The 12,302-nt window shown below is 58.2% G+C and carries 11 protein-coding genes and 1 pseudogene; 6 read left to right on the top strand and 6 right to left on the bottom strand.

Translation table 11 applies throughout. From position 1 onward, the window contains the following. Positions 1–59 precede the first annotated feature (59 nt). Entirely contained in the window at positions 60–920 is an 861-nt protein-coding gene (locus tag AC1DZT_RS19635) for a protein-L-isoaspartate O-methyltransferase family protein (RefSeq protein ID WP_478008337.1), read from the bottom strand. A gap of 195 nt (positions 921–1,115) precedes the next feature. Between AC1DZT_RS19635 and AC1DZT_RS19630 the strand changes: the two genes are divergently transcribed. Then, entirely contained in the window at positions 1,116–2,303 is a 1,188-nt protein-coding gene (locus AC1DZT_RS19630; protein WP_478008336.1) for a DUF2252 family protein, read from the top strand. Here AC1DZT_RS19630 and AC1DZT_RS19625 read toward each other — a convergent pair. Continuing rightward, positions 2,252–2,801: pseudogene (locus tag AC1DZT_RS19625) on the bottom strand (transposase family protein); the annotation flags it as partial. The gene AC1DZT_RS19630 and the pseudogene AC1DZT_RS19625 sit on opposite strands and share 52 nt — an antisense overlap. Positions 2,802–2,896: 95 nt before the next feature. After that, positions 2,897–3,556, bottom strand: coding sequence for a flavin reductase family protein (locus AC1DZT_RS19620; RefSeq protein ID WP_478008335.1), 660 nt, complete (start codon positions 3,554–3,556; stop codon positions 2,897–2,899). A 122-nt stretch (positions 3,557–3,678) separates the two neighbouring features. Here AC1DZT_RS19620 and AC1DZT_RS19615 point away from each other — a divergent pair, with 122 nt between their 5' ends. Then, entirely contained in the window at positions 3,679–4,326 is a 648-nt protein-coding gene (locus AC1DZT_RS19615) for a GntR family transcriptional regulator (RefSeq protein ID WP_478008334.1), read from the top strand. 298 nt (positions 4,327–4,624) lie between these two features. On the opposite strand, the gene AC1DZT_RS19610 is transcribed toward AC1DZT_RS19615, so the two are convergent. After that, positions 4,625–6,433 (bottom strand): adenylate/guanylate cyclase domain-containing protein, encoded by a 1,809-nt coding sequence (locus tag AC1DZT_RS19610; RefSeq protein ID WP_478008333.1) that lies wholly within the window; start codon positions 6,431–6,433, stop codon positions 4,625–4,627. Between the two features lie 531 nt (positions 6,434–6,964). On the opposite strand from AC1DZT_RS19610, the gene AC1DZT_RS19605 reads away from it, so the two are divergent. Further along, positions 6,965–7,258: a hypothetical protein gene (locus tag AC1DZT_RS19605; RefSeq protein ID WP_478008332.1), complete on the top strand. Its 294-nt coding sequence runs from the start codon at positions 6,965–6,967 to the stop codon at positions 7,256–7,258. On the opposite strand, the gene AC1DZT_RS19600 is transcribed toward AC1DZT_RS19605, so the two are convergent. After that, entirely contained in the window at positions 7,219–7,545 is a 327-nt protein-coding gene (locus AC1DZT_RS19600; RefSeq protein ID WP_478008331.1) for a hypothetical protein, read from the bottom strand. The two genes, AC1DZT_RS19605 and AC1DZT_RS19600, sit on opposite strands and share 40 nt — an antisense overlap. Before the next feature lie 412 nt (positions 7,546–7,957). Between AC1DZT_RS19600 and AC1DZT_RS19595 the strand changes: the two genes are divergently transcribed. The 3 genes from AC1DZT_RS19595 (at position 7,958) to AC1DZT_RS19585 (ending at position 11,176) form a co-directional block, all read left to right on the top strand. After that, a complete protein-coding gene (locus AC1DZT_RS19595) occupies positions 7,958–9,058 on the top strand; it encodes an ImmA/IrrE family metallo-endopeptidase (protein WP_478008330.1) in 1,101 nt (366 codons plus the stop codon). Positions 9,059–9,188: 130 nt separating this feature from the next. Beyond that, the gene (locus tag AC1DZT_RS19590) at positions 9,189–10,514 is read left to right on the top strand and encodes an SMODS domain-containing nucleotidyltransferase (protein ID WP_478008329.1); all 1,326 of its coding nucleotides are present in this window, start codon (positions 9,189–9,191) and stop codon (positions 10,512–10,514) included. A gap of 44 nt (positions 10,515–10,558) precedes the next feature. Continuing rightward, positions 10,559–11,176, top strand: a complete 618-nt coding sequence (locus AC1DZT_RS19585; RefSeq protein ID WP_478008328.1) for an SLATT domain-containing protein — start codon at positions 10,559–10,561, stop codon at positions 11,174–11,176. Positions 11,177–11,292: 116 nt separating this feature from the next. On the opposite strand, the gene AC1DZT_RS19580 is transcribed toward AC1DZT_RS19585, so the two are convergent. Further along, complete coding sequence (locus AC1DZT_RS19580) at positions 11,293–12,219, bottom strand: DUF2493 domain-containing protein (RefSeq protein WP_478008327.1); 927 nt, start codon at positions 12,217–12,219, stop codon at positions 11,293–11,295. Between the last annotated feature and the right edge of the window lie 83 nt (positions 12,220–12,302).

The following is a 12,302-nucleotide window of genomic DNA, read 5'->3' as shown; positions in this document are numbered from 1 at the left end:
GCCAACCGCGCCATAAAGGCGCAGTCCGGACGGCAGAGGTCTAGCCACAGGGGGCCCGATCAATTGGAGTGGGTTCCCACGATCTTTCCGCCTTCCAGCTTGGTGAACGGCACGAAATTGACGATGGAGCCGTGGTAGATATCCGACCGCGCCACGGTGAACTTGCCATCGGCACTTTGGGTCTTGACCACCTTCAGCACATGCTGCGCGCCCGGAGGTCCAACTGGAATGACCATCACTCCATCGGGTTTCAGTTGCTGCAACAAGGGCGGCGGAACGTGGTCGATGCCGCAGGTCACGATGATCTTGTCGAAAGGCGCGTGCTCCTCCCAGCCGTAATAGCCGTCATCATTCTTGCGGGTGATGGCGGAATACTCGGAGTAGCCCTTGGCAATCAGCGCTTCATAGATGCCGCCGGTGCGTTCATAAAGCTTCTGCACAATTTCAATCGTAAACACCTGATCAGTCAGGTTGGACAGGTAGGCCGACTGGTAGCCGGAGCCGGTCCCGACTTCCAACACGCGCTCTCCCCTCTGGGGGTCAATCGTGTTGGTCATTCGCGCCACCGAATGCGGCCCGGTGATCGTGACGCCAAATCCGATGTCGAGGAAATGCACCTGATAGGCGCGCGACAGGTTGGCGGTGGTGACGAATTCCTCACGCGGGGTCATCAGATAGGCGCGCTTGTTGCGGTCATTCCAGATGTCCTTGTTGGCGATGAGGGAGAGGAACCGGTCATAGCGCTGGCCCAGAAAATCCGGGTCCTCACCGCGATTGGTCACCATCCAATCGATGAACCTGGCCCGGTCATCCATGGGCGGCGATGCGTTCCAGTCGTACGGGATGGGTACGCCTGCCAAGGACAGATCCGGCCAGCCAAGCGCCACAGCGGAAAGTGCCAGAAAGCGTCTTCGGTCCATCGGATTCACTCCTCGTCCCGGTTACCTGAAGCCACAGCATGACAGACCCACAGGCAGCAACATTTCAATCTCAATCTTGAAAGACGTAGCGCTTTGAACAGGCTTGGTCATCTTACAAATGATTGAGCCCGCGCTGGCCACTCTGCGGATTTTATTCCAGGATGGCTTGTGCTTTCGGTATATCATCCGTTTGACATGGATGTCGTACAGCGGCTGCGACACCTCGAAAGGCAAGGCATTCCAATGCCCGTGATCGACGACGTCAATGCCTATGAAGCCTGGCTCAGGACCTGCGTGGTTGTCGTCGAGGAAGGCTTACGCGAAAAGCACGCCCGCATGGCGAAGAATCCCTTCAAGTTTCTGCGCGCCACCTGTTTTCGGTTCGCCCGCACCTTACCGGGATACCTTCAGCATTTGGCCTCAGCCCCCAAGGTGCCGAGCGTGGGAGATGCCCATATCGAAAATTGGGGCACCTGGCGTGACGCCGAAGGTCGGCTGGTCTGGGGCGTGAATGACTTTGATGATGCGGCTTTGCTGCCCTATCCCTACGATCTCGTCCGGTTGGCCACCAGTGCCCGGCTGGCATCGGGCCTCGCCGGGTCCCCGAAGGATCGGGCTGACTGGATCCTGACGGGATATCTGCGCGGGCTTGAAAGCCCGAAACCGTGGATACTGGACGGCGCGCAACCCTGGATGCAGGCGCTCCTTGGTCGCCCGATGTCTCGGCTTGGCATTGCGGACGATGCAGCCAATGCCGTCGTCGCCGCCGCGGACCTGCCGCGCGAGATTCTGGCGGTCCTGATCGCACAACTGCCGCCGGGCACCAGCGATCTTGTCTTTCTGACCCGTCAGCGCGGTGGCGGATCGTTGGGGCGCCCCCGCTATCTGGTGGAGGGCCGTTGGCGTGGCGGTCCGGTGTGCCGCGAAGCCAAGGCCCTTGTGCCTTCGGCATGGGATTGGTCCTCCGGGCTATCCGGTACTGGAGGGCAATCCCTGGTGTTGGCCGAAGGCCGCTTCCGGTCGCCCGATCCGTTCCTGAGACTCACCTCCGGCTACATGATCCGGCGCATCGCCTACGATTCCGAAAAGATCGACCTGACCGACGGCGGCACGGCTGCTTTCGGTAGCGAAGTGCTTGCGGCCATGGGCAGTGACCTTGCGGCGATCCATCTCTCCGGCAATGTCGATCCGGTTGCACTTCGGACCGACGTTATGGGCCGCAAGAAAGACTGGTTGGTGGAGGCGTCCGCGCGTGCCGCGGACGAGGTCAATTCGGATTTTGAAGAATGGCAGGGGTATTGGCGGCAGGGGTCGGGACTCATTGAGGCGCAGAGCCAGAAGATGACGGTTGCGGAGAGAAAGACCTTTGGGCATCGGTCATAGCGGGTCGCGATCCTGCGCCAGTCCTTGAGGCGGCCAAACATCATCTCGATCCGATTGCGTCGCTTGTGGCGGCAGCGCCCATATCGTCGCAGACTTGGGCCGCCGTCATGAAGAACGTCAACGGCCTGCCCTTGGCATCTGCCACGGCAGGAAGCTTGGGGATCAGCCCGCCTTTCGTGCGCCCGATTGCCCGTTCGCGGCCCCTTTTTTGGCCGCCCGGCTCGAGGCCGTGCGGGGACTTTCAGTTAGGTCGCGCCACTCATTACGGTCTTCTGCGCGGCCGCCTCCGATGCCAGGCCCTGCGGGATCCGCGCGAAGGCACCCATGCCGCACCAACGCTTCCATCGGTTGCAGAGTGTCTTTGGCGGCCATGGAGGGACGGGCATCGAACCCGCGCAACCCGTTGCGATTTATCAAGATAATGCCACCCCGGACGCGCTGCTCATCGACCCTCGCTCGCCCCTCGCTCTTGGGAAAGAGGGGCCGAAGCCGGGCCATCCGGGCTTCGGTCAGCCCGAACAGCCGGTTCTTCGATCAGGTCTCCTGACTGACCGTGAATAACGGTCTCCAGAGATGATCAGTGGGGCCAGACCCTAGATCCCGGAGCGGCCCTCAAGACCGGCCTGCGCCTCTGCATTGGACCCCGGAACGCGCATCTCGAACACGTTATCAATCACAGTATAGTCGAAATACCCCAATCGTGCGATTGGCCGGATGGCGGGGACATCGAGCCGACCGTCGGGAAGGATAACCCGATCGTCGATATGAATCTTTTCAACGCGCGCAAACACGATGTCCACGGTTCCAACAGGTGAGTTTCCCGGTATCCTGTGCGTGGACAGATAGCGGCATTCGAACTTGACCGGGCTTTCGCGAACCATCGGAATGGGCGCGTTGTCAGCGTAGTCGCGCGTGACTGACAGATGATCGAATTCGCTTTCGCCCGGTGGCAAGGCCATTGCGCTCAGATTGATCTGCTCGCGCAGGTCCCAGGTGGCCATGTTCCAAACGAACCAACCCGTGGTCTCGGCATTGATGACGGTGTCCTTGCGCCGCCCATCTGGGTACTGATTTGCCGAGAACATCACCATTGGCGGATCGAAGGACAGGTTCTGCCACTGGCTGTAGGGGGCGATGTTCTCGACGCCCGAGGTGCTGACCGACGACAACCAACCGATCGGCCGCGGGATGGTGCAGCTTTTGAAAGGCGAAAAAGGCAAGGGGCTCGGTTCCAAGTGCGGGGCGTATTTCATGATCATGTGTCCTTGGTTGGCAACTTCCCGTGATATATCGCCGATATATCGGTTGCATGGCAAGCGATTCCTTGCGATGACACCGTAAGTTGCAAATTGATGCCAGCAAGCATGGAGCCATCATGGGCAGCCAATCGGACCACGCCGTTGCGTTGCTACAAGACCTGATCGAACGGGGCGAACTTCAGCCCGGCACCATGGTGTCAGAACGTGGCCTCATGGAAATGACAGGACTGGGCAGAACGCCTGTGCGGGAGGCGCTTCAAAGGCTCGCGCTGACCCACATGCTGCGCATACATCCTAGTAAGGGCATCGAGATACCAGACGTGTCCGTCGAAAACCAACTTGGCGGGCTGGAAGTGCGGCGCGCGATGGAAGGTTTGGCCGTCATGCTGGCCTGCCAGCGTGCGACATCTAAAGATTTCAGCGACATCGCGCATATGAAGGCAGAATTGACGGGCGATTTTGGCCTGAGTGCGTATATCGAAACTGTGCGACAAACCCATTCACTCATCATTCGGGCGGCCCGCAATCCCTATCTGGGAGCAGCGCTCGTCCCGCTGCAAAGTTTGTCACGCCGGTTCTGGATCATGCATCTGCGGGACGAAAAGCAAGAAATCGCTGCGGGAAAGGCTCTGCACGAGGCGATCCTTTCAGCGATCGTTCGGCGCGACAGTGAAGCAGCCCATGCAGCGTCGCTTGCGCTGAATGACTATCTGGTTCATTTCGCCCTCGCGACCCTGCCAGAAAGAGTACCGCGCGCAAATTGACCTCCGGGCGTTCCTGCGGACGAAATCCAATTGCATTGGCTTGAAAATCGCCAGCTATCCTACTCAGGAGTTGGAGCCTCCGGCAAACCCGGAGTGGTTCAGTCGGTGCGTTTCGACATGTCATGATCTCCTCGTGCTTGGAGATCAGCAGACTTCAGATCGTAGCTTCGTTCACTGTCCGATTTTCGGGAGGCAGCTCAAGGCGCCCCAAGCATCAGCGTAACGATGGCGGGAACCCATTCACGAAACGTCCGCAATCTGTTCAGCCTCTTCGTCGAACCCTCCATGCCCTGCTGGTTCATTCGCGCATTCCAACCCGCCTCAGAGCAGTGGTCCAGCGCGCCAGATGCCGTGGGTCGGTAAAGGGCATGCCTTTGGGCAATTCGCCAAGCCTGCAGTCTGGGTCAAGCGCAAGATAGTGCCGGAAAGCGGCCTGCGCCTCCTCCTGCCGGCCAAGATCGACAAGGCTGGCGGCATGCACGATCAGGGCGTCGGGGTTTGCGGGTCGCTTGCTCAGGGAACGTTCGGCCCAGGCGAGTGCCTCGGCATTTCGGCCAGCCGTGAAATGGGCATGGGCGATGCAGACATCCATCTGGAAGAGCAGGGGGTCTTGCGGGCTGAGTTGCATTGCCTGCTCGCAATGTTCGATGGCGGCATCGAACTGACCGGCATACAGACGGTTCCAGCTTTGGATGAACCACCCCTGGGCAGAATTGGGGTTCAGCTGCAATGCGCGCTCTCCCAGAAGCAGCCCGCGGCGAACGTCGCCAACACCGTAGCCGATGGCACTCGATGCCATTTGCATCACGACGTCGTCTGCCGGGTCCAGGGCCACTGCCCGCAAGGCCAGGCGCTCTGCCTCGGCAACATCCTCGTCGCTGATAATTCCGGAGGCAACGATCTTGCGCATCACATAGCATTGCGCCGCGAATGCATAGGCAGGCGCAAAGCCGGGATCGAGTGCGATGGCCCGATAGAAATGCGTCAGCGCCTCGCTGCTGGCCTCAAATGTCCATTTATGGTGACATGCAAACCCACGCAGATAGTGGTCGTAGGCGTCCAGGTTGCCGGGGGCCTTGCGCTGCGCCTGCTCGACTTCACAGAGTTCCACCTTCGCCAGGATGGCACCAGCGACTCGGCTAGTGATCTGATCTTGCAGGTCAAAAACATCGGCCAGAACGCCATCATAGCGTTCGGCCCAGAGATGCGCACCGGTTGTGGCGTCGATCAACTGTGCGGTGATCCTCAACCGGTCGCCAGAACGCCGCAGGCTGCCTTCCAGCACATAGCGCACGCCAAGCTCGCGCCCGATCTGCTTGATGTCGACCGCTTGGCCCTTGTATCTGAAGCTCGAATTTCGGGCGATGACGAACAGCTGCTTGCGGCGCGACAGGGCCGTGGTGATGTCCTCCACCACGCCATCGGCAAAGTAGTCCTGCCCGGGATCGCCACTCATGTTCTGAAACGCCAGGACTGCAATCGACGGCTTTCCCGGAGGCAACTGGGCTGGTACGGCTGCGACCGCGGACCCCTGCGCGGGCGGCGTGACGTTGAAGACCTGCATCGGCTGGGCGATGTTCTTCAGCGCCACGAGACCGGCATCGGCAAAGGTCGCCTGGACCTTGCCCTGCACCTCGGCATGGACTTTGGCCGAGACGCTGATGCCACCGGGCGCGGCAATCCCTTCCAGACGCGCGGCGATGTTGACGCCGTCGCCAAAGATATCGCCTCCCTCGACAAGCACGTCACCGAGGTTGATCCCGATCCGAAGGGCGATCCGAGCCGCCTCGGGCAGATCCGCGTTGGCCTGTGCAAACCGCGCCTGAAGATCGAGCGCGCAGTCCACGGCATCCACGGCCGAGCCGAACTCCACCAGAACCCCGTCGCCCATCACCTTGACAACCCGGCCATGGTGCCGCGCAACACCCGGCTGAAGCACGTCCCGCCATCGCAGTTTTAGCGCCGCGAGGGTTGCAGCCTCGTCAACCTGCATCATCCTTGAATAGCCAACGACATCTGCGGCCAAAATGGCGGCAAGACGGCGGTGGGTCCTGGGCTCTGGCATGCGGCGCGGCCTCCCGATCCGATGGGTCGGAAAATACATCATCCCGCGAATTCCTGTCGAATACCATTATTTCCGAGCGCAGGTTGCGGCTGGTCTCGATTAGGTCCCTCCCGTCCGACCCCTTCGGCCGAAGGATTCGCGATATCCTGACGAAAGAAAGTGCGGCCGGGAGCCGGAGCAGAAGATTTGAAGTTCCGTACAGGCAGAGATGAGGTGGATGCCGCTCTCTCCCCAACGGCGTCGCAGTGCGCCAAGCTTATGTGGATTCATGCCGAAGTGCGCATTTGACCGATAGTGAGTCTAGGGCAGGGCGCCTGCTTCCGCCCGAACGACTGGGGATCGTAGAGCCAGACGGCGGCGCCGAGGCCCATCTGAAGGTGGGGCTAAGCGAGGAATTTGAAGCCTCGGTCGGAGGTGATTGACCTCAGGGCCTCAGCGGGAAGGAGAAAGAGGCCGGTCACGAAATGCTCCTTCTCAGGGCCGGGAAGCTGTGATCCGGGGCTGTAGCCGAGTTGCTAGTGCGCCTCGGTTGAAGTATGGTACTCCAATGGAACACCAACCGAAGCGCCAACGATGACCTTGCATAAGCAGAGCGTGAGCTTTACCGATGCGGCCTTCGCCTTCGCCCGCGAACTGGTCGAAGCCGGCGAGTATCCCAATGTCAGCGCTGCGGTCTCTGGTGAAATGGCCCGTGCCAAGGCCGCGCGGGAGCGCGAACGCACCTTGCTGGAAGCCGAGGTGCAACGGCGCCTTGCTTTGCCACCTGATCAATGGGAACCTGTGGCGGCACTCGGCACCTTCACAAGGTCTGCGCGCGAACATCTGGCTCAGCTCAAGGCCGCCCAAGAGAACAGCACGAAATCCTGATGCGCCAGAGTAAGCACCCGCTGGTCGAACGCGACCTGGTCGGGATCGTGGACCATATCGTCGAGGTCACTCAGGGCGATTTCGAGGCCGCCGCCCGTCGGCTTGACGAAATCGACGATCTCATCCGCGACATCGCTGCAAACCCGATGTCTGGCATGCGCCTTACCGGTCCGCTTGAGGGATGGCTGGTCCGCCACGGTGGCCGGGGTCATCGCTTGACCATCGTGTTCCGTGTCGACGTCGTGCGTGACGTTCTCCAGATCGCCCTTGTTGCCTTCGGCGGGCAAGATTGGGTGTCACTTGGCGCAGACCGAAAGGGCTCAGATTTCTGAATTCTCTAATTTCGTATTATTTTCAATCTATTAGTAAAAGACCTATAATAAAGATTATGTAATATAGCTGGTCAACCGGAGTATCCACGCCCCATCTCCTGCTTTACACCTTCCACTTCATAAGGGGCGAGCAAGCTGACAACACTCTACCCCTAGTCATCTACCTCTGCTCGATCCACCCTCGCTCAACTGCCAGCGCAAACGAAAACAAAATGCGCCAGCGTGGCCAGACCTTCCGCTACGGCTTGTGAACAGCACACTATCTTCCATCCTTCAGCAAAACCACCACAATATATTGACAACCGCTCGGCTGGACTTTATCAAAATTCAGTAAACCTAATCACCCCCAACCGATGTAGGTGCTGAAATGCGTTCTTCCTTTGGTCGCCTAGCCCAGGACGTCCGTGTCCGAAAAGGCATCACCCAGTCCGCTTTCGCCGCGTCCATCGGGGAATCCTTGTCGCGTGTAAGCCAGCTTGAACATCAGCGAACCAGTATCAATGATGCGATCATTGGGAAGTATATCGAGGCCCTCGACCTCGATGGCGAAGAAATCTGCAAGCTGCGGAGATTCGCAGATTTTTCGAATTCACGGTTGTCCGCCAAGAACAAGAACCTCACGCATGACTCTATCCATGCGCTTCTAGCTCAGTTTGGAGACAAGCTGTCCGAACGTACCGTCGAAGGCATTCGCAAGCTTATCATGAAGGATCTCGACCCCAGCTTGGCCCTCGAAGTTGCCACGTTGGAGTTTTCCAACACCCGCTCTGCGAGCAAGCAACGTGTCGAGCGGAAGTCGAAAAGAGTACCACCGCGCCCCACTATGGCGTTGGAACGATTTGTAGATCTTTGTCTCTTGGCGGAGGACCACCGGGGAAAATTTACTGATCCAGACACTCGCAAGATGAACCTCGAAAATCTGCTTGCCTCCGAATCCGCCCGCGACGAGAAGTTCGACTTCGATGTTGTTGAAGTCCTGCCTACTTATGCCCGGGGAGCGTTCGCTTGCATTGTTGGGACCGCAGAAGGGCATATCATTCTTTTGGAAGAAGAAGGGTATAAAATGGCCGTTAGGGGCAGTGGATTCCGCCGCCATGTTATATGCCATGAGTACGCCCACCATGTTCTTCACTCTAGGCTCTTGATCTCGGCCGCCGAAACCTATCTGCCGATTCAGGAGTGGGCCAAGATAGAGGAAGATAGTGAGGAAGCGAACGGCACTATTTGTCAGATCGTGGATACGCAGGAAGAACTTGAGGCTGAATGCTTCGCCACCATGCTTCTGGTCCCTTGGACTGAGTTCTTGAAAGGTACTGAGCCAAAGTATCTCGCCAAGGATTTTGGGGAACAGCAAGGCGAGATTGAGCGTTATGCGCGGTACTTTAAGAACCCCGCTGTGACCAACAGGTTTCGTGAGATTCTTTGGGAGCGCGGCGAAAAAGACCACCCGATTTTTGATAGGATTTGACGTTGCCAAAGCATACTCACTCGAAGGCAAATTTGAACATAAACCGTTTGGAGACGTGGTAAGGTCGCCTATATTTCAGTAGATTAAGTTGGTCCCGGTCGGATGATGACCGAAGTCGATGCGAGGCAATATGGGAATAGCGGACGACTTCAAGACGTTTCTCGACAATATCCAAGTCGACAACGCAGAGACGATTTCTTTGAGATACGGGGAGGTAACTGCTGCCCTGAACAAGGAATTTCGGGATACAGATTCAAAGTCAGCAAACAGCCTTCAGGTAGGGTCGTACGGGCGATGGACAGCCATCAAAGGTATCTCAGACCTAGACATGATTTACTTGATGCCTGCGTCGAAGTGGGAAACCTACAAGAGCGGCGACCCGTACACACTACTTCGCGACGCGAGGGATGCCATCAAACGGCGATACCCCACTACAACCGTAAAAGTAGATCGTTTGGTTGTTCGCGTGCTATACAAGGATTTCCACATTGAGGTGATGCCAGCCTTTAAGCTGGCAGATGGGAGCTACAAGTACCCAGACACGGCGAACGGTGGGTCGTGGAAAATCACTAAGCCGCAAGCCGAGATCGACGAAATGCGAGCAGCCAATGCGCGCAGGAACCGGAATCTCCGTCGATTGTGCAAGATGGCGCGAGCCTGGAAAAACAAGCATGGCGTTGCGATAGGTGGCTTGCTGATTGACACCTTGGCTTACAACTTTCTCGACTCGACCGATGAATACGACTCGAGAAGCTACCTTTACTACGATTACATGTGTCGGGATTTCTTCAAATTCTTAGCGGACCAGCCTAAGCAATCAGAATATGCAGCCCTCGGCAGTCGCCAGCGGGTCCGCGTGAAGAAACGTTTCGAGAGAAAGGCCAAGAAAGCCTATGACTTGACTCTCAAGGCGATTGAGGCAAGTGGCCAGAAAAACGAACGTCAGAAGTGGCGCGAAGTATTCGGTAACGCCTATCCCGCGCCCGCGAAGAGCGCAGCCGGAGAAGCTGCTGCTTTCACTCACGTGTTCCGGAACACCGAGGAGTTCGCCGAAGACAAATTCCGTATGGATATCCGTTACGAACTAAGCATTAATTGCGAGGTGACACAGAACGGGTTTCGTCCTGGGTTGCTTCGCGATCTTCTGGAAGGCCACGGCATTCTTCTTCCAAAGAAGAACCTCCACTTCTTCGTGACCGATTTTGCGGACCTGCCTGAAGATATTGAGTGGTATTGGAAGATCCTGAACTGCGGTGAGGAGGCCGAGCGCCGCGACATGATTCGTGGGCAGATTGCACGGGATCATGGCGGGAGGGAGTGCCGCGAGACGACAAGTTTCCGAGGCGACCACCTAGTCGAATGCTACGCTGTTCAACGAGGAGTAGTAGTCGCTAGGGACTCAATTCGGGTTCCTATCAGCTCGCGCAGTGCGGAGGACGCAGAGAATGCCGCATAGCAACAATAACGGACTAGCGCGCTACCCACATTGGAGGATTTTATTTGGTTCAACCCATCCATTCTGATCCGCGTTATCAAATCGAGAGCCAGGTGCGCGAATGTTATGGCCGGTGCGCCTATACGCACAAGACACACGAAAAGATGGCTGAGCGGTTCGATCGCTATCAAAGCTGGCTAAAGTGGGTGAACATAGTCCTCTCAGCCTTGATTGCTGGCGGAGCCGTCGGAGCATTGTTCGATGCGAATAGCCCGCTCTCTGGCTACTCAGGGTACGCAAGTTATGCCACTGCGATCCTGGCAATCTCTAGCTTAATTTTTAACTCTTGCATCAAAGAATTTGATCCCGCGACGATGGCCCAAAAGCACCGAGAAGCCGCTTCGAGCATTTGGAAGATCCGTGAGTCCTACTTGAGCCTGATCACCGATGCGCTCGATGACGCCGTCCCACTTGCAACGCTTCGGACGCGCAGGGAAACCCTCCAGAACGAGCTTGGCGAGGTATACTCCACTGCTCCTCTCACAGACGGGACTGCTTATCGCAAAGCGCAGGACGGGATAAAGAATCGTGAAGAATTAACCTTCTCCGAGAATGAACTTGACCTGATGCTGCCAAATACACTGCGCAGAGCTGGGCGCAAATCAGGGATAACGCCCAACTAGAACTCATGCACCTTTTCATTTGCATAGAAGGCTGCTCGGCGGAAGTTCCCACACCGCGCTAGGCATTCGGGACTTTCCAATAGGCTGTCAAGAGTGACCTTTGCCAAAGGCAGCGCTCACGCGCTGCCCGTCGCCATACGGTAAACCGGGATGCCCATCTTGCGGGCCTTGTCGGCCAAGTTGTCCTGGATACCGGTGCCCGGGAAGACCACGACGCCGATCGGCATGCAGTCGAGCATCTGGTCGTTGCGCTTGAAGGGTGCGGCCTTGGCGTGTTTGGTCCAGTCCGGCTTGAAGGCGACCTGTGGCACCTTGCGATTGGAGGCCCAGGTGGCCGCGATGCGCTCGGCGCCCTTCGGTGATCCACCGTGCAACAGCACCATGTCGGGGTGCTTGGCGTGGATCTGATCGAGACGGTCCCAGATCACCCGGTGATCGGTGGTGTCCCCGCCCGAGAAGGCAACCTTGGGTCCCGGAGGCACCAGGCTCTCGGTCTCAGCACGTTTCTGGGCGGCGATGAAGTCGCGGCTGTCGATCATCGCAGCGGTTAGGTGGCGATGGCTGGTGCGCGAGCCAGAACGCGGTGACCAATGGGTTCCGGTGGCCTTGAGGAAGAGGTCCGCAGCGGTTTCGCGGAAGAGTTCCATGCTCTCACGCCGGTCGATCAGGCCCTGGCCGATGTCGATGAGGGTTTCAAGCTGGACGGATTTCACCTCGGAGCCGTCCTGTTCGCGCTGAAGGCGTTTCTGCGCTTGCTCGTTATCGTCGAGCTTGGTCTCGATCCGCTCGGCGGCGCGGTGGAAGGTGTTGACGGTCGACCACAGGATCTCGTCGAGGTCGAAATCGAGGCTGGTGTCGGCCATGGTGGAAATCAGGGCGTCGAAGATGTCAGCCACCGCGGTCTGGATGACGTGGTCTTCGGGCGTGACCCGGGGATCGGCCTCGCCCGCTGCGGGACGGTAGCCATAGAGCTGAAGGTCCTGGATCATGGTGTCGGTCGGCGAGAAGGTGTGATCGGGTTCGAATTCGTCATGGGCGTACATGGGATGCTCCATCGTCTGGACCGCGACCGTCGCGGCCTTCATGGCGACGAAAAGCCGACAAGCGGTCCGGTCTGGCAGCCCGA

The sequence above is a fragment of the Rhodobacter sp. P1_C2 genome (genome assembly GCF_056406375.1).
Note: the sequence above shows the minus strand (reverse complement) of the source record. Positions and strands in the feature narration are given on the sequence as shown.